The sequence below is a fragment of the Thioclava sp. IC9 genome, from assembly GCF_002213225.1.
In the GTDB taxonomy this organism is placed as follows: Bacteria; Pseudomonadota; Alphaproteobacteria; order Rhodobacterales; family Rhodobacteraceae; genus Thioclava; species Thioclava nitratireducens.
This window is the reverse complement of the sequence record NZ_NBNX01000003.1, coordinates 438,254-458,559: the sequence shown is the minus strand read 5'-3', so window position 1 is coordinate 458,559 and position 20,306 is coordinate 438,254. Positions and strand designations below refer to the sequence as shown.

Annotated in this window: 22 protein-coding genes; 11 read left to right on the top strand and 11 right to left on the bottom strand. The window is 65.0% G+C overall.

From position 1 onward, the window contains the following. Window positions 1–287: 287 nt before the first annotated feature. Genes B6V76_RS10725 through B6V76_RS10710 form a run of 4 tightly spaced genes read right to left on the bottom strand, consistent with a single transcriptional unit; the run spans window position 288 to window position 3,094 of the window. A complete protein-coding gene (locus B6V76_RS10725; RefSeq protein ID WP_088727397.1) occupies window positions 288–1,064 on the bottom strand; it encodes an SDR family oxidoreductase in 777 nt (258 codons plus the stop codon). Next, window positions 1,061–2,041: a calcium/sodium antiporter gene (locus B6V76_RS10720; RefSeq protein WP_088719512.1), complete on the bottom strand. Its 981-nt coding sequence runs from the start codon at window positions 2,039–2,041 to the stop codon at window positions 1,061–1,063. The genes B6V76_RS10725 and B6V76_RS10720 overlap by 4 nt, the downstream gene beginning before the upstream one ends. Continuing rightward, a complete protein-coding gene (locus B6V76_RS10715; protein ID WP_075773916.1) occupies window positions 2,038–2,250 on the bottom strand; it encodes a hypothetical protein in 213 nt (70 codons plus the stop codon). Before B6V76_RS10715 ends, B6V76_RS10720 begins: the two co-directional genes overlap by 4 nt. Window positions 2,251–2,254: 4 nt before the next feature. Beyond that, on the bottom strand, window positions 2,255–3,094 hold the full coding sequence (locus B6V76_RS10710; RefSeq protein ID WP_088727472.1) for a S49 family peptidase: 840 nt from the start codon (window positions 3,092–3,094) through the stop codon (window positions 2,255–2,257). 138 nt (window positions 3,095–3,232) lie between these two features. Here B6V76_RS10710 and B6V76_RS10705 point away from each other — a divergent pair, with 138 nt between their 5' ends. From B6V76_RS10705 to B6V76_RS10685, 5 genes are read left to right on the top strand one after another with little or no spacing between them, the layout of a single operon-like run. Then, complete coding sequence (locus B6V76_RS10705) at window positions 3,233–3,685, top strand: formate dehydrogenase subunit gamma (protein WP_075773918.1); 453 nt, start codon at window positions 3,233–3,235, stop codon at window positions 3,683–3,685. Further along, entirely contained in the window at window positions 3,682–5,205 is a 1,524-nt protein-coding gene (locus tag B6V76_RS10700) for a formate dehydrogenase beta subunit (RefSeq protein ID WP_088727396.1), read from the top strand. Before B6V76_RS10705 ends, B6V76_RS10700 begins: the two co-directional genes overlap by 4 nt. After that, window positions 5,202–8,087 (top strand): formate dehydrogenase subunit alpha, encoded by a 2,886-nt coding sequence (gene fdhF, locus B6V76_RS10695; protein ID WP_088727395.1) that lies wholly within the window; start codon window positions 5,202–5,204, stop codon window positions 8,085–8,087. The genes B6V76_RS10700 and fdhF overlap by 4 nt, the downstream gene beginning before the upstream one ends. After that, on the top strand, window positions 8,084–8,854 hold the full coding sequence (gene fdhD / locus B6V76_RS10690) for a formate dehydrogenase accessory sulfurtransferase FdhD (protein WP_088727394.1): 771 nt from the start codon (window positions 8,084–8,086) through the stop codon (window positions 8,852–8,854). Before fdhF ends, fdhD begins: the two co-directional genes overlap by 4 nt. Then, on the top strand, window positions 8,851–9,063 hold the full coding sequence (locus tag B6V76_RS10685) for a formate dehydrogenase subunit delta (protein WP_088722284.1): 213 nt from the start codon (window positions 8,851–8,853) through the stop codon (window positions 9,061–9,063). The genes fdhD and B6V76_RS10685 overlap by 4 nt, the downstream gene beginning before the upstream one ends. Here B6V76_RS10685 and B6V76_RS19940 read toward each other — a convergent pair. The 4 genes from B6V76_RS19940 to ubiA all read right to left on the bottom strand — a co-directional run bounded on the left by B6V76_RS19940 (window position 9,051) and on the right by ubiA (window position 13,037). Next, window positions 9,051–9,209 carry a hypothetical protein gene (locus tag B6V76_RS19940; RefSeq protein ID WP_166504579.1) on the bottom strand — a complete coding sequence of 53 codons (159 nt, stop codon included), beginning with the start codon at window positions 9,207–9,209 and terminating at the stop codon, window positions 9,051–9,053. The genes B6V76_RS10685 and B6V76_RS19940 overlap by 13 nt on opposite strands. A 343-nt stretch (window positions 9,210–9,552) precedes the next feature. Further along, window positions 9,553–9,879: a hypothetical protein gene (locus B6V76_RS10680; RefSeq protein WP_075773923.1), complete on the bottom strand. Its 327-nt coding sequence runs from the start codon at window positions 9,877–9,879 to the stop codon at window positions 9,553–9,555. 11 nt (window positions 9,880–9,890) lie between these two features. Next, a complete protein-coding gene (locus tag B6V76_RS10675; RefSeq protein ID WP_088727393.1) occupies window positions 9,891–11,978 on the bottom strand; it encodes an OmpA family protein in 2,088 nt (695 codons plus the stop codon). Window positions 11,979–12,056: 78 nt separating this feature from the next. Then, on the bottom strand, window positions 12,057–13,037 hold the full coding sequence (ubiA, locus tag B6V76_RS10670; RefSeq protein WP_075773925.1) for a 4-hydroxybenzoate octaprenyltransferase: 981 nt from the start codon (window positions 13,035–13,037) through the stop codon (window positions 12,057–12,059). A gap of 12 nt (window positions 13,038–13,049) precedes the next feature. Between ubiA and B6V76_RS10665 the strand changes: the two genes are divergently transcribed. The 3 genes from B6V76_RS10665 to B6V76_RS10655 are packed head-to-tail and all read left to right on the top strand — an operon-like array spanning window position 13,050 to window position 15,748. After that, entirely contained in the window at window positions 13,050–13,775 is a 726-nt protein-coding gene (locus B6V76_RS10665; RefSeq protein ID WP_075773926.1) for a 16S rRNA (uracil(1498)-N(3))-methyltransferase, read from the top strand. Further along, window positions 13,772–14,326, top strand: coding sequence for a hypothetical protein (locus tag B6V76_RS10660; RefSeq protein ID WP_088727392.1), 555 nt, complete (start codon window positions 13,772–13,774; stop codon window positions 14,324–14,326). The genes B6V76_RS10665 and B6V76_RS10660 overlap by 4 nt, the downstream gene beginning before the upstream one ends. Before the next feature lie 51 nt (window positions 14,327–14,377). Further along, window positions 14,378–15,748, top strand: a complete 1,371-nt coding sequence (locus B6V76_RS10655) for a glutamate--cysteine ligase (protein ID WP_075773928.1) — start codon at window positions 14,378–14,380, stop codon at window positions 15,746–15,748. A gap of 34 nt (window positions 15,749–15,782) precedes the next feature. Here B6V76_RS10655 and B6V76_RS10650 read toward each other — a convergent pair whose 3' ends face one another. After that, entirely contained in the window at window positions 15,783–16,472 is a 690-nt protein-coding gene (locus B6V76_RS10650; RefSeq protein WP_088722287.1) for an NAD-dependent deacylase, read from the bottom strand. 28 nt (window positions 16,473–16,500) lie between these two features. On the opposite strand from B6V76_RS10650, the gene B6V76_RS10645 reads away from it, so the two are divergent. Next, window positions 16,501–16,971: a low molecular weight protein-tyrosine-phosphatase gene (locus B6V76_RS10645; RefSeq protein WP_088727391.1), complete on the top strand. Its 471-nt coding sequence runs from the start codon at window positions 16,501–16,503 to the stop codon at window positions 16,969–16,971. A 23-nt stretch (window positions 16,972–16,994) separates the two neighbouring features. Here B6V76_RS10645 and B6V76_RS10640 read toward each other — a convergent pair whose 3' ends face one another. Beyond that, window positions 16,995–17,303 (bottom strand): hypothetical protein, encoded by a 309-nt coding sequence (locus B6V76_RS10640; RefSeq protein WP_075773931.1) that lies wholly within the window; start codon window positions 17,301–17,303, stop codon window positions 16,995–16,997. Between the two features lie 203 nt (window positions 17,304–17,506). Beyond that, window positions 17,507–17,698, bottom strand: coding sequence for a heavy metal-associated domain-containing protein (locus tag B6V76_RS10635; protein ID WP_075773932.1), 192 nt, complete (start codon window positions 17,696–17,698; stop codon window positions 17,507–17,509). A 119-nt stretch (window positions 17,699–17,817) separates the two neighbouring features. Between B6V76_RS10635 and lepA the strand changes: the two genes are divergently transcribed. Both lepA and B6V76_RS10625 read left to right on the top strand, forming a co-directional pair. Next, window positions 17,818–19,617, top strand: a complete 1,800-nt coding sequence (gene lepA, locus B6V76_RS10630) for a translation elongation factor 4 (protein WP_075773933.1) — start codon at window positions 17,818–17,820, stop codon at window positions 19,615–19,617. 143 nt (window positions 19,618–19,760) lie between these two features. Next, on the top strand, window positions 19,761–20,240 hold the full coding sequence (locus B6V76_RS10625) for a pyridoxamine 5'-phosphate oxidase family protein (protein ID WP_075773934.1): 480 nt from the start codon (window positions 19,761–19,763) through the stop codon (window positions 20,238–20,240). The last annotated feature ends 66 nt before the right edge of the window (window positions 20,241–20,306 follow it).

The window sequence follows — 20,306 nt, the reverse complement described above, 5'->3', positions numbered from 1 at the left end:
GATTCTCCCCCGTGGCTGCAACCTCGCGCGACCGTTTTCAAGAAAAAACATGTCCACGAAATTTGGGGATAAGTCTGTTGGCAAACATGTGGGACCGCGGGTTCCGACCTTAATATAAGGGTTGATCGAGTGTTTGCCCGTTTTTTGAGCAATTGCGGAGCGCATTGATTTCATTGAGAAATTTTCTGAACATTTGCCAAGCTATTGAAAGGATTAATACTTTTGTGACGGTCTCGTTACAGGCCCCCGCGCAGTGCACAACTTCGGCCTGTGATTCGATTTCAGGCTCATTCCGGACCTAATACATCGGGCGTCCGCCAGCCTAGATGTTGGCCGCCATCTACGCAGAGCAACTGCCCTGTGACGGCCGGCGCATCCATGAAATATCCCAGCGCTGCGACGATATCCGCAGGGTCCGCGCCACGCTCAAGGATCGTCGCCGCGCGCTGCCGGTTGAAGTGATCTTCCGACTGGCGCGCGCCCTGCAGGGTGGGGCCGGGGCCGATCGCGTTCACCCGGATATCGGGGGCCAGCGCCTGCGCGCCGGTCTGGGTCAGCGTCCACAGCCCCATCTTCGCGAGTGAGTAGGTCATGAACTCGGGCGTCAGCTTGCGCATCCGCTGATCGACCATGTTGACCACCAGGGCACGGGCCTTGGGTTCCGCGCCTGAGCGGTCGGCTTGCGGAGCCTGTGCCGCGAAATGCTGGATCAGCACGAAGGGTGCGCGCAGATTGGAGCCAATATGCCGGTCCCAGCTTTCGCGCGTAGCCGAGCGGATCGTGTCGTATTCGAAGATCGAGGCATTGTTGATCAGCAGATCGAGCGGCCCGTCGAGCAGTTGCGCCGCATGCGGCACCAGTGCCGCCGTCGCTGCCTCGTCCAGCAGGTCGGCCTGGACGATCTCGGCGCGCACGCCCTTCGCGCGGGCCTCCGCTGCCGTGGCCTCCGCGTCCTCCGCGGAGCCGTGATAATGGATCGCGACGTCCAGGCCGCGTTCGGCCAGATAAAGCGCCATCGCGCGCCCCAGCCGCTTCGCGCCGCCTGTCACCAATGCTCGTTTCATGCGCTGCCTCCAATGAAGAGGGCCACCATATAGGCCAGATAAGCCACGGAAAAAGCGATACCGACGCCGCGGGTGATCACGCGGTTGCCGAAGATGAATGGCGCGAGCGCGATCGAGGCGGCTGCCATGACCCAAAGGTCGATCTGCAGCATCTGCCGAGGCACCGGAATATCGCCGAACAGCCCCGCAACGCCGATGATGCAGAGCAGGTTGAAGATGTTCGAGCCCACGACGTTGCCGAGCGCGAGGTCCGAGCGGCCTTTCATCGCCGCCGTGATCGAGGTCGCCAGCTCCGGCAGCGAGGTGCCGAGCGCCACCAGCGTCAGGCCGATCACCGCATCCGAGATGCCCATGGCGCTGGCGATCTCCGAGGCGCCGCTGACCAACCAGTTCGCGCCCAGCGGCAAGCCGACGAGGCCCGCGAGAACGTAAAGCCCGATCCGCCAGAGCGGCATCTTCGGATCGACGCTTTCGATCTCTTCATTCGCCTCGGTCTCGGCCGCGCTCCCGTTGCCGCGATTGGCGCGATGGGCGCGCGCCTCGCGGATCTGCCGGAACAGGACGATGCTCAGAGCAAAGAGCAGAAGCAGCCCCTGCGCCCAGCGGATCGGGCCCATGAAACAGACGAGAATGAACAGAATCGTCGCGCCCATCATCAGCACGAAGCTTTCGCGCGTGTCGTGCAGGTCGGTGCGGATCGCGGAGATGATCGCCGGCAGTCCCAGCACCAGCAGGATATTCGCGATATTCGAGCCCACGACGTTTCCGAGCGCGATGCTCGGCGCATTGTCGAGGACGGCGGCGACGGAGACCATCAGCTCGGGCGCGGAGGTGCCGAAGGCCACGACAGTAAGCCCGACGATCAGCGCCGGAATGCCAAGGCGCAGCGACATCGCCACCGCGCCTTTCACCAGCAGATCGCCCGCCACGACCAGCAACGCCAGCCCGGCAATGATCTCGCCGAAATCCCAGATCATGACCGGCGCTCCGTCTTCTTGCTCTTGGTCTTGGAGGTCGTCTTGCAGGGGCAGGGGCCGCGTCCTATTTTCGGACGTCCGCAATCGGGACAACGTGCCGACAGCCGGCCCGGACCGCGCGGGCCCTTGATCTTCGGCATCCGCAGCTTGCCGAACATGGCGAGCACCGCCATGACGACCAGGAAGAGGGTCATGCCCTTGATGAGCATCGGGTTACAGCCCGTATCGCGCCCAGAGCGCGCGCTCTTCGGTCGTGTCGATAAGTGCGCCTGCCGTCGCCGCCGCCATCTCGCCGCCGATCTGCGCGCCGAAACGCCGGAAGAGAGAACGCTTGGGCGCATAGGGCACGATGCGTGTCTTCTCGCCGTAGATTTCTTTCAGCTTCGGTACCGCATGGGCCAGCCCGTCGATCAGGCCGGTCTTCTCGGCCAGCGCTTGTCGCCCGGTCCAGATATCGCCGGTAAAGAGGTCGCGATCCGAGGCCAGTTTTGCACCGCGCCGGGACACGACATGTTCCTTGAAGCTGACATGCATGTCCTCGAGCAGCTTGTTCAGCCGCGCGACGTCCTCGTCCTTTTCTGGGCGGAACGGGTCCATGAAACTTTTCGAGCCGCCTGCCGTGTGCACACGGCGCTGGATTCCGTGACGGCTGATGAACTCGTCGAGGCCGAACCCTGCCGAGATCACACCGATCGAGCCCACGACCGAAGTCGGGTCGGCCCAGATCTGGTCGGCGGCGCAGGCGAGCCAATAGCCGCCCGAGGCCGCGACGTCTTCGACGAAGGCATGCACGGGAATACCTTTTTCGTCCGCGAGCCTGCGGATACGCCCCGCGATCAGCGCCGATTGCACGGGCGATCCGCCGGGCGAATTGATCATCAGGGCCACCGCCGCCGGTTTCCCGCGGGAAAAAGCCCGCTCGATGATCGGGGCCATCGCGGCATCCGACAGGCCGGGCGATCCCGGGCGCGAGATGCCAATGGCACCGTGCAGACGGATCACCGCGACGAAGGGCGATTTCTTGACGAAGGGGAGACGTTGGATCAGGCTCATGTGAGGGATGTAGAGGCTCACCCCTGCCCGCGCAAGCACGGCGATGACGGTTCCTGTCCGCGCCTGTTCGCGATTGAACCAGTCGTGACTTGCTGGCCGGGGCATGCTCGCCCCATCATCGGGGCCGGGAGGATGGAAATGACCGAAGACGACAGGCTCGCCGCGATTCTGGCGGATCATGCGGGGCGCGAAGGTGCGCTGCTGCCCATTCTTCACGATGTGCAGGCCGCTTACGGCTGCGTGCCCGCCGATAGCTATCAGCCGATTGCCGATGCGCTGCGGTTGAGCCGGGCGGAGGTGGCGGGCGTCGTCTCCTTCTATCACGATTTCCGCGATGCGCCCGCGGGCAAGCATGTGATCAAGCTGTGCCGTGCCGAGGCCTGCCAATCGATGGGCGGGACGGAGATGATCGCGCGGCTGGAGCGCGCGCTCGGCATGAAAGTCGGAGAAACGAAGGGAGACGTGACCCTTGAGGCGGTCTACTGCCTCGGGCTGTGTGCCTGCGCGCCCGCCGCGATGGTGGGCGATCAGTTGGTCGGGCGGGCGACGCCCGAGCGGATCGAGGCTCTGGTTGCGGAGGTCTCGGCATGAAGATCTGGGTTCCCTGCGATGCCGCTGCCGTAGCCTGTGGGGCCGATGAGGTCGCGGCGGCGATTGCCTCGGCGGCTGGTCTGAGCGGCGAAACGGTCGAGATCATCCGCAACGGCACGCGCGGGATGATCTGGCTGGAGCCTTTGGTCGAGATCGAGCGCGACGGTGTGCGCTACGGCTTCGGCCCGATGACGCCCGAGGACGTACCTGCGCTGTTCGAAGACGGCGATCACCCGAAGGCGCTCGGCCCGGTCGAGGAAATCCCCTTCTTCGCAAAACAGACCCGCCTGACTTTCGCGCGCTGCGGTCGGACCGATCCGCTGTCGCTGTCCGATTATGAGGCGGGCGAGGGCTGGCAGGGTCTCAAGCGTGCGTTGGAACTGAGCGGGGAGCAGACCATCGAAGAGGTCACCACATCGGGGCTGCGCGGTCGTGGCGGTGCGGGCTTCCCGACCGGCATAAAATGGAAGACTGTCGCCGGGGCAGAGGCCTCGCAGAAATATATCGTCTGCAACGCGGACGAAGGCGATAGCGGCTCTTTCGCGGATCGGATGCTGATGGAAGGCGATCCCTTCTGCCTGCTCGAGGGCATGGCGATTGCCGGTCTTGCGGTCGGCGCGACCAAGGGCTTCATCTATGTCCGTTCGGAATATCCCCACGCGATCCGCACGCTGAACGCAGCGATCAAGGCAGCGCGCGCGGCCGGGATCATCGGCGACAGCCTGATGGGGCAGGGGCCGGCCTTCGATCTGGAGGTGCGCGTCGGCGCGGGCGCCTATATTTGCGGCGAGGAGACCTCGCTTCTCAATTCGCTCGAAGGAAAGCGCGGGATGGTGCGCGCCAAGCCGCCGCTGCCCGCGCTGGAAGGCGCGTTCGGCAAGCCGACCGTGGTGAACAACGTGCTCTCGCTGGCCGCCGTGCCGTGGATCTTGATCCACGGCGGCGCTGCCTATGCCGAGTTCGGGCTGGGTCGCTCGCGCGGGACGATCCCGCTTCAGATCGCGGGCAACGTCAAACATGGCGGGTTGTTCGAGACCGGTTTCGGGATGTCGCTCGGCACGCTGGTCAACGAGATCGGCGGCGGTACGGCTTCGGGTCGTCCGTTCAAAGCGGTGCAGGTGGGCGGACCGCTGGGCGCCTATCACGGGCCGGACGATTTCGATTTGCCGGTCTGCTACGAGGCTTTCGCCGATCAGGGTGGCCTCGTGGGCCATGCCGGTTTCGTGGTGCATGACGACAGCGCCGACATGCTCGCGCTCGCCCGCTACGCGATGGAGTTCTGCGCCGTCGAGAGCTGCGGGAAATGCACGCCCTGCCGGATCGGCGCGGTGCGGGGCATGGAAACGCTCGACCGCGTGGCGGCGGGCGACCCGGCGGCGATCGAGTTGCTGCACGAGCTATGCGAAGTGATGGAGAAGGGCTCGCTCTGCGCGATGGGGGGCTTCACGCCCTTCCCGGTGCGCTCGGCGATCCGGCTTTTCCCGCAAGAATTCTCGCTCTCACAGGAGGCTGCGGAATGAAGGATTTCATCATCCCCGACGGAGTGCACGGGCCGAAACTCTCCGATATGGGCACGCCTGCCAAATCGGGCCCGCCTGTGACGCTGGTGATTGACGGCATGGATGTGAGCGTGCCCGAGGGCACCTCCGTGATGCGCGCCGCCGCCGAGGCCGGGATCACCGTGCCGAAGCTGTGTGCGACCGATATGCTCGACGCTTACGGCTCGTGCCGTCTTTGCGTGGTCGAGATCGAGGGGATGCGCGGAACGCCTGCGTCGTGCACCACGCCCGTGCGCGAAGGCATGGTCGTGAAAACCCAGACCGAGCAGCTGCACAGGCTGCGTCGCGGGGTGATGGAGCTTTATATCTCCGATCACCCGCTCGACTGTCTGACCTGCGCGGCGAACGGCGATTGCGAATTGCAGGACATGGCAGGGGCCGTGGGCCTGCGCGACGTGCGCTACACGCCGGGCGAGAACCATGTCGAGACGCGCGCGGCGGACGGCGCCAATCCGCTCTATATTCCGCGCGACGACTCCAACCCGTATTTCTTCTACGATCCGTCGAAATGCATCGTCTGCATGCGCTGCGTGCGCGCCTGCGAAGAGGTGCAGGGCACTTTCGCGCTGACCGTGGACGGGCGCGGCTTCGACGCCCGCATCTCGACCGGTACGGAAGATTTCCTGAACTCGGATTGCGTCAGCTGCGGCGCCTGTGTGCAGGCCTGCCCGACAGCGACCCTGCAGGAGAAGACCGTCGACGAGATCGGCGTGCCGGAGCGTTCCGTGGTTACGACCTGTGCCTATTGCGGCGTGGGCTGCTCTTTCGAGGCGCAGATGCGCGGCGACCAGCTGGTGCGCATGGTGCCGTGGAAAGAGGGCAAGGCGAACCGTGGCCATAGCTGCGTGAAGGGCCGTTTCGCCTGGGGCTATGCGAACCATGGCGACCGCATCCTCAACCCGATGATCCGCGACAGCATCACTGACCCGTGGCGCGAAGTGTCGTGGGAAGAGGCGCTGGAATTTGCTGCCAACGGCATCAAGCGCGCGCAGGCCAAGCACGGCAAGGATTCAGTGGGCGTCATCACCTCGTCGCGCTGCACCAATGAGGAGACCTTCCTCGTGCAGAAACTCGCCCGCGCGGTTATGGGCACGAACAACACCGATACCTGCGCCCGGGTCTGCCATTCGCCGACCGGCTACGGGCTGAAGCAGACCTTCGGGACCTCGGCTGGCACGCAGGATTTCGACTCCGTCGAGCAGGTGGATTGCGCCGTGGTCATCGGGGCGAACCCGACCGACGGCCATCCGGTTTTCGCCTCGCGGCTGCGCAAAAGGCTGCGGCAGGGCGCGAAGCTGATCGTCGTGGACCCGCGCCGGATCGATCTGCTGGAGACCCCGCATATGGGCGAGGGGCATCACCTACCGCTACGTCCGGGAACCAATGTCGCGGTGCTTACCGCGATGGCCCATGTGATCGTCACCGAGAAGCTTTTCGACGAGGCGTTCATCCGCGAGCGCTGCGATTGGGACGAATGGACGGATTATGCCGAGTTCGCCGCCGATCCGGCCCATTCTCCCGAGGCGGTCGAAGAGTTGACCGGCGTGCCGGCCGACGCGCTGCGTCACGCCGCGCGGACCTATGCCGCCGCGCCGAACGGGGCGATCTATTACGGGCTGGGCGTGACCGAGCACAGCCAGGGCTCGACCACCGTGATCGCCATTGCCAACCTCGCGATGATGACCGGCAATATCGGACGCCCCGGTGTGGGGGTGAACCCGCTGCGGGGGCAGAACAACGTGCAGGGCTCGTGCGATATGGGCTCCTTCCCCCACGAACTGCCGGGCTATCGCCATGTCTCGGACGACTCCGTGCGCGCGGTGTTCGAAGCGGAATGGGGTAGGACGCTCGACCCCGAGCCGGGGCTGCGTATTCCCAATATGCTCGACGCCGCCGTCGCGGGGGACTTCAAGGCGATCTACATTCAGGGTGAGGATATTCTGCAATCCGATCCCGATACCCATCACGTGGCCGCGGGCCTCGCGGCGATGGATTGCGTGATCGTGCATGACCTCTTCCTGAACGAGACCGCGCGCTACGCCCATGTCTTTTTGCCGGGCTCCACCTTCCTCGAGAAGGACGGGACCTTCACCAATGCCGAGCGCCGGATCAACCCGGTGCGCAAGGTCATGGCGCCGAAAGCAGGGCTGGCCGACTGGGAGGCGACGCAGGCGCTGGCCAATGCGCTGGGCGCGGGATGGAGTTACACCCACCCGTCCGAGATCATGGCCGAGATTGGTCGTACGACGCCCGCCTTCGCGGGCGTGACCTACGACCTGATCGACCGTATGGGCTCGGTGCAGTGGCCTTGTAACGATGCGCATCCGCAAGGCTCGCCGGTGATGCATGAACATGGCTTCGTGCGCGGCAAGGGGCGGTTCATCCGCACGGCCTATGTCGCGACCGAGGAGCGCACCGGGCCGCGCTTCCCGCTGCTGCTGACCACCGGGCGCATCCTGTCGCAGTATAACGTGGGCGCGCAGACGCGGCGGACCGAGAATTCCGTCTGGCATGCCGAGGACCGGCTGGAAATTCACCCGCATGATGCCGAGACGCGCGGCATTCGCGAGGGCGACTGGGTCCGGCTCACCAGCCGAGCGGGCGAGACGTCCTTGCGCGCGACGATCACCGATCGGGTCTCGCCCGGCGTCGTCTATACGACTTTCCACCACCCCGAAACGCAGGCGAACGTCGTCACAACCGACAATTCCGACTGGGCGACGAACTGCCCGGAATACAAGGTGACGGCGGTGCAGGTGGGGCTGTCGAACGGGCCCTCGGACTGGCAGGAGCTCTACACCGCGCAGACCAAGTTGACCCGCCGCGTCGAGGCTGCTGAATGACGGCGACCGATTGGGAAATGCCCAGCGGCGCTGTGCAGCGCCTTGCCGAGGAAGTGCCCGTGGCGCTGTCTTTCGACGGGGTGACGCAGGCGGTGATGATGGCGAGCCCCGCCGATCTGGAGGATTTCGCACTCGGATTCGCGCTCTCTGAAGGGCTCATCGAGGACGCGTCCGAGATTACCCGGCAGGAGCTCGAAGTGACCGAGGCCGGGATCGAAGCGCGCAACTGGCTGGCAGCTCCCGCAGGCGCCCGGTTTGCCGAACGCCGCCGCGCTACGATGGGGCCGGTGGGCTGCGGGCTCTGCGGGATCGAGCAACTGGAGGAGGCGCGGCGCAAGCTCGCTCCGGTTCTCCCGCCCGCCTTTACCATGACGCCGGAACAGGCCTCGGAGGCGCTCGAGACCCTGCGTGACCATCAGCCTCTGCAGGACGAAACCCGCGCCGCCCATGCGTCGAGCTTCTGGCAGCCGGGCAAGGGGATCGTGCTGACGCGCGAAGATGTCGGCCGCCACAACGCCCTCGACAAGCTGATCGGGGCGCTGATCCGGGGCGGGATAGACCCGGCGAGCGGCGCGCTGGTGATGACCTCGCGGCTTTCGGTCGACCTGATCCAGAAGGTCGCGACCCTACGTATTCCGGTGATAGTCGGCCCCTCCGCCCCCACCGCTTTGGCGGTGAGCGAGGCGCGGGACGCGGGCCTTACCGTGATTGCACGCGCAGGCCGGGGCCTCGCGCTTTACACCGCGCCGCAGGAGGCCACCGCATGAAGCCTGAGAAACTCGCCGGGATGGCCAATCAGATCGCACAGTTCTTCGAAAGCCAGCCCGGCGATCAGGCGCATGCCGTGGCAGATCACATCAATGCCAATTGGGCGCCCACGATGCGCGACACGTTCCTCGCGGCGGCGGACAAGCTGGAGCTGCACCCGCTGGTGAAAGCGGCCCTGCCGGATATCCGTCCCCCTCAGCGCGGCTGATCGCCCGGCGTCACGATTGGCGCGACCGAGAGGGTGAACTTCGCCTCATCCGCGAAGGGGTAGGGGGCCGCGAACCGCTGCCCCGGTCCGATCGTCCAGTCGGGATGGCCTGGATAGGTCGCGCGCGGAAGACCTGCCCCGGACATATCATCTGCGCATCGTCAAGCCCGCGCGCACCGCCGAGCGCGGTGCGGTACAGGGTCTGGATCACGAAATAGGTGACGATGCTCAGCGGCCAGATCGCATCGGGCAGGCTGCGGCTTGCGATACGGGGCATGGGCTCGGCGCATATGCCGGCGGTGCGGCAGGGGAGGGCGCCACGGGAAAAGTCTGGAGCATGGCGCAGCTATTGGCTTGCAGATCGGCCGCGCATGGCGGGCGGGACTCGATACCAACTTCGGGGCGCGGGCCAAAGCGCCACGGGCGTCTGCCGCCTGACATGAGCGTTTGGAGAATCTGCGGCAATATCGGGCGGGGAGCCGCGAGAGATCAGGCCTCTTTCGTACGCTCTATATAGGCGCGCAATTCCTCGGCCTCGTGACGCGCGTCGCGCAATCCATCCATCGCCGCGCGCAGCTCGGCCTCGGTCTGGCTGAGCTGATTGGCCAGTTCCGCCTCGCGCTGCTCGACATAGACGAGCGCCTGATCGCGGGTCTCCTCGGCTTCATGCAACGCCTGCGCCATCTGCTCCAGCTCGCCCATATCGGCCTGGCTCACACGGGTGAGGCGGTGGATCAGCCAGCTTGCGAACCAGCCAAGCGCGAAAGCCACGAAAAGGATGATCGCTGTGGCGATGATGAATTCGTCTCTGTTCATATGGCGTCCCTTCAGCCCTTCGACAGGTCCTCCGGCCGGGATTGCGGGCGCGGCGTCTTCTCGCCGGGCGTCTCGACCGGAATTTCTTCTTGTTGCGGGGGCTGTTGCCCCGGTTCTGCGGCGGTGTCCCCATCGCCGGATTTGTCCTGCGCGCCGTTCTCGGTGGCGGGGGCGCCGTCATCGGTCACGGCGCCGTTCCAGTGCGGCTCGCCAGCGCCATCCCCAGTCCCCTCGTCAGCGCCTGCCGTGGCGTCTGCCGTGGCATCGGGCAGCGCCTCGTCACCCACCGGCGCCTCGTCCAGCAGCACGAACTCGATCCTGCGGTTCTGCTCGCGGCCGGCTTCGGTGTCGTTCGAGGCGATGGGCTGGGCTTCGCCGTAGCCTTTTGCCTCCAGGTTGCCGATCAGCACGCCACGGTCCAGAAGCCCGCGGATCACCGCCTGCGCGCGCTGTTGCGAGAGCTGCAGGTTCATTTCCTCGCGGCCCTGATTGTCGGTATAGCCGGCCACTTCCATCTTGAAGTCGGTGCAGTTCTTCATCGCCTTCGCCAACGCGTCGAGCGCGTCGAGGCTTTCCGCGGCGACCTGCGCCGAACCCGGATCGAAATCGACCTTCTTCTTCTTCAGCGTGTCGTTCAGGCGGGCCACGCACTCCTTGCCGGTCGGCAGGGCGAGCTGCTCATCGAGGCGCTTGTCGTATTTCACGCTCAGGTCGATCTGCGCATCTTCGCCAAGCTCGCTCGTCAGAATGCGCGAGATCGTGTCGGAGGCCTGCGGATCGCCCGAGACGCCGCTGACCGAGATGCCGTCGGGGGTCACGGTGACCTTGCCTTCGTGCAGCACCGACAGGGCGTCTAGGGCGGCCAGCGTGCGTACCGGCCAACCGGCGGGAAGCTCCTTGTCGACGCGGGTCGCGCCATGGACATTGGCATGGCCGAGCTTGGCGCGTGCGTAGCTCTCGACGGTCTGGCGCTCACGCGCATCGGTCACGCGGCCCTTCAGGTCGACATGGCCGTTGCCGTCGCGGGTGGCGGTGAAGCTCGCCTCGCCGGCTTTCGCATCGGGGGCGGGCTCGCGCTTGGCCTTGAGCGAAAACACCCCGGGCAGGTTCGATTCCAGCTCACCCACGACATCGTCGAATTGCTGCTGATCGACGGTCGAAGGCACATCCAGCGCGATATCGGCATCCGAGAAGGTCACCGAGCCCGCGCCGAGATCGCCGAGCGCCTTGATCGCCATCTGCGCGGCCTTGGACCAGTCGGGCGAAGGCGTGCCCATCCCGATCGTGCAGCTCAGCGTGCCTTTCGCGCCCGCCGCGCGGGCCGCAGTCAGGATGCGGTCGCGCGCACGTTCGTTATCGGCGGAGCAGGCGTCGAAATGCGGGCCTTCCGCCTTGTCGATGAGAAAGCGCAGCGTGAAGGGGGTGATCACGGGGCGCGGTGCGGAGATGTCGAAGCTGAGCTTGAGATCGGAGGGGCGGCGGCGTGCCAGCGAAGTCTCCACTCGCCCCTTTTCGGCGGGGCTGTCGGTGATCGCCTCCACCGAGACTTTGCCCGCGCTGACCGACACTTTCGAGCGCGGCAGCGTCTCGAGCGTCGTCATCGCGAATTTCATCGCCTCGTCCCAACCGCCGGGCACCGGGTAATCGGCGCTCTCCAGCATGTCGGTGACGCCATCCTCGCCTGCGACTTTCGAGAGCTTCTCCACGATCGCCTCGCGGTCGATCGAGGATGGCACCAGCCCGATCAGCGAGATGCCGTTCTCGTTGCGCAGCATTTCCAGCGAGAAGGCGGGTGGCGTGATCGGCTTCGTGATCTGGGTGTCGGTATTGTCGACGACCCGCGAGCTGTCGACGTATTTGTCGACCTCGGAAACGGCGCGGAAGCGCTCGGCCTCGGTCGGGGCGGTGCCGGAGAGGATCACCTGCAGCCCATCGGTATGGATACGCATCCAGCCGTAGCCCTGCGCCTCCATCGCGACGCGCACTTCTTGTTTCGTGGATTTTTCGACAATTGTCGCCGCGCCGCCCGCGATGACTGCGGAGACGACGAGTGCGAGGACAAAGGCGGCGATCGTCAACAAGGTGGCGCGGCTGCGCATCGGTCTCAGGCCCTCCCCAGGGGAATCTTTATCCCGTTTCCTTAAGGTGCAGGGGCGCGGGGATCAATCGATACGCCGTTACACGATTGCGCCAACGGCGAGAAACAGCGCAGCGATCAGGCCCGTATCGCGGTTCGCGCGGAACAGTTTCAGACAGGTGTCCGGGTCGTCGATATCGAGCTGACGCATCTGCCAGAGCATGTGCCACCCCATCGCCCAGGGCGCGAGCAACGAGAGCGCGAGGCGCAGCGGCGGCGCGCCGGGCAACAGTGCGCCCATCACGGCGATGGTCATCAGCGCGACGGAGGTCATCAGGAAGCCGCCCAGCCATTTCGCGCTGTCGTCCCCGAAGAGCCGCGCGGTGGATTTCACGCCGATCAGCGCGTCGTCTTCCTTGTCCTGATGCGCGTAGATCGTGTCGTAGAACAACGTCCAGGCCATGCCCGCGAAATAAAGCACGACGGGCGGCCAGCTGAGGCTTCCGGTATGCGCGACCCACAGCAGCAGCGCGCCCCAGTTGAAGGCGATCCCGAGGAAGATCTGCGGCCACCAGGTGAAGCGCTTGGCGAAGGGGTAGATCGCGACCGGACCGAGCGAGACGATCCCGAGAATGATCGCGGGGGTGTTGAAGGTCAGCAGGATCGCGAAGGAGATCAGCGACTGGATCACAGCCCAAGCCAGCGCCTGTTTCGTCGAGACCTGTCCCGAGGGGATCGGGCGCGAGCGGGTGCGCGCCACGCCGGCGTCGATGTCGCGGTCGGTGATGTCGTTCCAGGTGCAGCCCGCGCCGCGCATCAGGAAGGCTCCGACGGAGGCGCCGATGGCCAGCCACAGATCCCACCAGATGAAGCCGCCCGTCGAGGACGCCGCCAGCGCGATCGACCAGTAGCAGGGCAGCAGCAGCAGCCACGTCCCGATAGGCCGGTCGGCGCGGCTCAGGCGCAGATAGGGCCGCGTCCATGCCGGGGCCAGCCGGTCGACCCAGTTGCCGCGATAAGCATCCGCGACCGTGCCGTTTGCGTCTTCCGCCGCCTCTGGCGTTTCGGGTTTTCCGCTCATAAAGTCCGCCTCATGGAACGTGCCAAGATCAGGCTCTGTGTAGAGCACCCGCTGGGCGCGGGGCAAGCCGTGCCTCTGACTCAGGACGAAGCGCATTACCTCTTCGCGGTGATGCGGCTGGCCGTGGGCGCCCGTGTTGCGCTGTTCAACGGGCGCGATGGCGAGTGGACGGCGGAGGTCGTCGAGGCTCACAAGAAGCGCGGTATTCTGGCCTGCGTCGAGCAGGCCGCGCCGCAGCTCGCGCCGCCGGATCTCTGGCTGATCTTCGCGCCGATCAAGAAAGAGCGCACTGATTTCATCGTCGAAAAGGCGACCGAGCTGGGCTGCGCCAAGGTGCTGCCGGTGCAGACCGAGTTCACCAATTCCGCGCGCATCCGGCAGGACCGCTTGCAGGCCCATGCCAAGGAAGCGGCGGAGCAATGTCTGGGCACCTATGTGCCGCCGGTCGAGGATTTGCAGGGTCTCAAGAAGCTGCTGGATGGCTGGGATCCGAGCCGTCGCATCCTCTGGGCCGACGAGGCTTTGGTGGGCCCCGCAGAGACGCTCGCGGGGTTGGAGCCGGGACCTTGGGCGATCCTGATCGGGCCAGAAGGCGGGTTCTCGGAGGCCGAGCGCGAGATGCTTCGCAGTCGCGATTTCGTGACCCCCGTCAGCCTCGGCCCGCGCATCCTGCGCGCCGATACGGCGGTCTGCGCGGCGATCACATTGTGGCAATCGGCGCTGGGAGACTGGCGGTGATCCGTCCCGAAGTTGCAGAAGGCTTCAAGCGCTGGGGCGAGGTGATCGCGGCGGGAGTTGTTGTGGCGTTCGGCGCGTGGCTGATCTGGCTCGGCGGATTGATCCTGATGCCGCTGGGACTGGTCGCCGTGGCGCTCGGGCTCGGCTGGGCGCTGATCGGCTGGCGGCGGCTGCGCTTTGCGCGTGAAACCAGCGCGCCGGGTCTGGTCGAGATCGACGAGGGTCGTATCTCCTATTTCGCAGCCAGCCGGGCGCGCGCCATTGCGGGGCCGGGCAGCAATGTCTCGGCGCTCGGGATGGGCGGCGAATTGCCGCTGCGCGAACTGGCCGAAATCCGTCTGCTGACACTGCAGGGCAAGCAATATTGGCGGCTTCGCAGCCTGTCGGGGGAGGCGCTCCTGATCCCGCTCGACGCGGCGGGGGCGGATGCGCTCTACGATGCCTTCGCGAGCTTGCCGGGGATCGATATGGGGAAAATCTCCGCCGCGCTCGACCAGCAGACTACCGCACAGAGCCTCTGGATCCGTAAACAGGTTTCACGCTTGACTTGAGCTAGCCCCCGCGCCACCTGTGGCGCTCCATAAAGCGACGCGAGAAAAGACATGTCCATTCCGCAGCAGGGCGGTGGCCCGATCGAGCGCTTCGAGCAACTGGCCGAATATCTGGCCGCGGGCGAGAAGCCGCGCGACGATTGGCGCATCGGCACCGAACACGAGAAATTCGGCTATTGCGCGGACAAGCAATTGCCGCTGCCCTATGACGGCCCGCGGTCGATCAAGGCGATGCTGGAAGGTCTGCGCGACCGCTTTGGCTGGCAGCCGGTGGAAGAGCAGGGCAACATCATCGGGCTGGAGCTGAACGGCGCGAATGTGAGCCTCGAGCCCGGTGGGCAGCTGGAACTGTCGGGCGCGCCGCTCGAGACGATCCACCAGACCTGCGACGAGGTGAACCTCCACCTGCGCGAAGTGCAGTCGGTCGCCGACGATCTCGGCGTAAGGTTCATCGGCCTTGGCGCGGCTCCGATCTGGTCGCAGGAGCAGATGCCGATGATGCCCAAGGGGCGCTACCGGCTGATGACCGATTACATGGGCCGCGTCGGCGAACTCGGAACGCAGATGATGTATCGCACCTGCACCGTGCAGGTGAATCTCGACTTCGCGTCCGAGGCCGACATGGTGCAGAAGATGCGCGTGGCGCTGGCGCTGCAGCCGGTCGCGACGGCGCTCTTCGCGAACTCGCCCTTCCTCGATGGCAAGCCCAACGGCATGAAATCGTGGCGCAGCCATATCTGGCAGAACCTCGACGATGCGCGCACGGGCATGCTCCCCTTCATGTTCGAAGAGGGCGCGGGCTACGAGGCCTACGCGAACTACGTTCTAGATGTGCCGATGTATTTCGTCTATCGCGACGGCAAATATATCAATGCTTTGGGCCAGTCCTTCCGCGACTTCCTCAAGGGCGAGCTGCCCGCGCTGCCCGGCGAGAAGCCGACGCTGAGTGACTGGGCCGATCACCTGACGACCGTCTTCCCCGAGGCGCGGGCGAAAAAATTCATCGAGATGCGCGGTGCCGATGGCGGGCCCTGGCGGCGTTTGTGTGCGCTGCCCGCGCTGTGGGTCGGCCTGTGCTATGACCAGACCGCGCTCGATGCGGCTTGGGATCTGGTGAAGGGCTTCGATCACGAGACCCGTGAAGGTCTGCGCCGTGCGGCGGCGGTCGATGCGCTGCAGGGCGAGTTCAACGGCGTGAAGCTGCATGACCTCGCACGCGAAACGGTGGCGATCGCGAAATCCGGTCTGGCGGCACGGGCGAAGCCCGGCGCAGGCGGAATGATCCCCGACGAGACCCATTTCCTCAACGCGCTGGAAGAGAGCGTCGAGACCGGCCGCGTGCCTGCCGACGAACTCCTCGAGAAATATCACGGCGAGTGGAATGGCGATCTGAGCAAGATCTACGCCGAATACAGCTACTAACGGACAGGGCAGGGCGGTTAGCCGCCCCGCCGCTCTATCCCAGCCGCTCGCGCACCCATTGCGGGACGAGCACGCTCGCCGGTCCCTGGCGCGAGATGTCGAACATCTCGCTGCCCGCCGAGCGGTCGAGGTTCAGCTCCAGCGTCTCGACACCGGCCATCGCGGCATCCTGTACGAAGCCTGCCGCCGGATAGACGTTGCCGCTGGTGCCGATCGAGACGAAGAGGTCCGCGGCTTCCAGCTCGCGGATTATCCGGTCCATCTGGTAGGGCATCTCGTTGAACCAGACGATGTCGGGCCGCGTGGCTTTTCGCCCGCACTCGGGGCAGGTGTCACGCGGCTTCATCGCTTCCGGTGCGGGCCAGCGATGGCCGCATGCGTGGCACAAGGCTCCAAACAGCGTGCCGTGCATGTGGATCACGTTCCGAGAGCCAGCGCGCTCGTGCAGGTCATCGACATTCTGCGTCACCACCAGAACCTCGTGGCCCGGATCGGCCTCGAGTTTCGCCAACGCGACATGGGCAGGATTTGGCTGTGCCGCGCGCGCCGCCGCCCGGCGCGCATTGTAGAAGCGATGCACCAATTCGGGGTCGCGCGCAAAACCCTCAGGCGTCGCCACGTCCATGATGCGATGCTCTTCCCAAAGGCCGTCACTCGCCCGAAACGTCTTGAGACCACTTTCGGCGGAAATACCGGCGCCAGTCAGAATCACGACCTTGGCCATCGCGCTGCCCTCCGTTATCACTCCTCCTATGCGTATCCTCTTTCTCTGCCTTGGCAATATCTGCCGCTCGCCCGCCGCCGAAGCGGTGACCCGTCACAAGGCCGCCGCGGCCGGCCTCGATATCGAGTTCGACAGCGCCGGCACCGGTAGCTGGCATCTGGGAGAACCGCCCTACGAACCGATGATCGCGGCGGCGGAGGCGCGCGGCTATGACATGCGCGCTCTGCGCGCACGGAAAATCGAGCCCGCCGATTACGACGCGTTCGATGTGATCCTGGCGATGGATGAAAATAACCTGCGCGATGCTCTGGACGGGGCGCCGCGCGAGATGCGCGCGCAGGTGCAGATGTTCATCGACGGGCCGGACGGGCCGCGCGATGTGCCCGACCCTTATTTTACTCGCAATTTCGAGGGAGCCCTCGACATGATCGAGGCGGGCGCGGATCAGCTGATCGCCGATTTGCTGGCCGATGAGGAAGAAAAGCGGCGCGGGCAGTAGACCGCGCGCCGCAGACTGACCGCTTACTTGCAGAAGCCTTCCGCGGTGGAGGCGAAGTTCTTGTAGCGGTCCCAGAAGTCCGAATCCGACTTGCGATCCGACATGCGCACTTCCTGCGCGCGGTCGGGATCGTGGAAGAAGCTGGCGGCGCGGCGCTGGTCGCGGTGGCTCAGCGTCATGTCGGCGACTTGCTGGATGCACCCACAGGTGCCGGGATTGCTGGCGCGCCCCGCCTTCAGGCAGGCGTTGTCGATGGGCCCGGCCGAGGCCATCGAAGCGAGCGCCACGGCGCCCGAGAATGCGCAGAGTCCGAGTGTCGTCTTGAAAGTCATCTACTGCCCCTTTGTCGTTGCGGCCGGCATGTATTTGCCGATCCTGCCTGCTCATTTGTCCGCGATTCTAACTCAAATTCAAAAAGCGGGCAATAAAACAGGCAGAATTCCGCCGGTTCGGGACAGGGGAGGGAACCCGATTTCTAACCGTCGCGTTGCGCGGCGCTGGGCCTACTACATCTGGACCGCGACGCCCCTCCAGATCATTCTTCGACCGGGGTGGCCTCGTAGCCCGCGCCTTTCAACGCGCTGATCACGGTGGATTCGGGCAGCCCTTCCACCTCGACCTCGCGATCTTCCAGATAGACATCGGCCTTGCCGCCCACCTCTTCGATCGCGGCTTCGACCGAGGCTTTGCAATGCCCGCAGGTCATGTTCGGAACGGAATAGATCATCTTGCGTCTCCCGTGTTTCGTGTCTCAGGGATATGTCGGACGCGACCGGGCCGAGGTCAATGGCAGATGGCGTTCAATCCCTCTTCCCGGCCCGCTTTTTCCCCTGTATACGCGCGCCCATGACTGATCTTGATCGCATCCGCAATTTCTCCATCGTGGCGCATATCGACCACGGTAAATCCACGCTTGCCGACCGGCTGATCCAGCTGACCGGTACCGTGGCCGAACGCGATATGAAGGACCAGCTCCTCGATGCGATGGATATCGAGCGAGAGCGCGGCATCACGATCAAGGCCAACTCGGTGCGGATCGACTATCCCGCCAAGGACGGCAAAACCTATGTGCTGAACCTGATCGACACCCCCGGCCACGTCGACTTCGCCTATGAGGTGTCGCGCTCGATGCAGGCGGTCGAGGGATCGCTGCTGGTTGTCGACGCCTCGCAGGGCGTCGAGGCGCAGACGCTGGCCAACGTCTATCAGGCGATCGACGCGGATCACGAGATCGTCCCGGTCCTGAACAAGATCGACCTTCCGGCGGCAGAGCCGGAGCGCGTGAAGGAGCAGATCGAGGATGTGATCGGGATCGACGCCTCCGAGGCGGTCGAGATTTCCGCGAAGACCGGCCTGGGCATCCCGGACGTTTTGGAAGCTATCGTCCATCGTCTTCCGGCGCCGCAGGGCGACCGTGACGCGCCGCTGAAAGCGATGCTGGTGGATTCGTGGTACGACCCCTATCTCGGCGTCGTCGTTCTGATCCGCGTCATGGATGGCGTGATCAAGAAGGGCGACCAGATCAAGATGATGAAGACGGGGGCGACCTACAAGCTCGACCGTCTCGCCGTTCTGAAACCCGCGATGGTGAATATCGACGAGCTGGGCCCCGGCGAAATCGGTGTCTTCACCGCCTCGATCAAGCAGGTGCGCGACACCAAGGTCGGCGACACGATCACCCATGAAAAGAAGCCCTGCGCCAACGCGCTGCCGGGCTTCAAACCCTCGATCCCGGTCGTGTTCTGCGGCCTCTTCCCGGTCGATGCGAACGATTTCGAGGCGCTGCGCGACGCGATCGAGAAACTGCAGCTGAACGATGCGAGCTTCTCGGCGGAGATGGAAACCTCGGCAGCGCTCGGCTTCGGCTTCCGCTGCGGCTTCCTCGGGCTGTTGCACCTCGAAGTGGTGCGCGACCGTCTGGAGCGGGAATACGATCTCGACCTGATCACCACCGCGCCGTCGGTGGTCTTCAAGGTCCACATGAAGGACGGGGAGGTGATCGAGCTTCACAACCCCGCCGACATGCCCGACCTGACCTATGTCGACCATATCGAGGAGCCGCGCATCAAGGCGACGATCCTCGTGCCGGACGAATATCTGGGCGATGTGCTCAAGCTCTGTCAGGACCGCCGCGGCATCCAGCAGGACCTGACCTATGTCGGTGGCCGCGCGATGGTGGTCTATGACCTGCCGCTGGCCGAGGTCGTGTTCGACTTCTACGACCGGCTGAAGTCGGTCACGAAGGGTTACGCCAGCTTCGATTACCAGATCACCGAATATCGCGAGGACTACCTCGTGAAGATGTCGATTCTGGTGAATGACGAGCCGGTCGACGCGCTCTCGATCATGGTTCACCGCGACCGGGCCGAGGCCCGCGGTCGCGCGATGTGCGAAAAGCTCAAGGACCTGATCCCGCGCCACATGTTCAAGATCCCGATCCAGGCCGCCATCGGAGGCCGCGTGATCGCGCGCGAGACCCTGTCGGCGATGCGTAAGGACGTGACCGCGAAATGCTATGGCGGCGACGCGAGCCGGAAGAAGAAGCTGCTGGAAAAGCAGAAAGCCGGTAAGAAGAAGATGCGCCAGTTCGGGAAGGTCGAGATCCCGCAAAGCGCGTTCATCGCTGCGCTGAAGATGGACGAGTGATCCTCTTCGAAATTTCTTGATTGAAGGCCCGGCGATTGCGCCGGGCCTTTTCGTTTCTGGCGGCGCAGGGCGGCGGCCTTTCTGAGGAACATGGGAAGGCGGGCTCACGTTCTCCTCCCAGACCTATTTCAGGAGGAAACGACATGACCGACCAAGCCAAGATCGAGAAAGATTTCTGGGACGCCCTCGACTCGGATCGCACAGTGATGTTGGCGCGGGCCGGCGTCGATACGGCGGCGCCGCGTCCGATGACGGCGATCGTCGAGGAAAAGCCCGGCCCTGTGTGGTTCTTCACCGCGCGCGACACGGAATTGATGGACGGGCTGGCTCCCGGCGCCGGTGCGATGTTCACCTTCGTCGACAAGGGGCATGATGTCTTCGCGACCGTCACCGGCAGTCTGACGGAGAACACCGACCCGGAGATCGTCGAGCGTCTGTGGAACCCCTTTGTCAGCGCCTGGTATGACGGCAAGGACGACCCGAAGCTGGTGCTGTTGCGCTTCGATGCGGATGCGGCCGAGATCTGGGACAGCGGCAATGCCTTGGTGGCGGGCGCGAAAATCCTTCTGTCGTCGGACCCGGGCGAGTCGATGAAAGATCGCGTCGCCCATGTGAAATACTGAGCCGGACGCATCTCTGACGGCATCGATCCGAAGTTCGAAATGCAAAGGCCCCGGAAATTTCCGGGG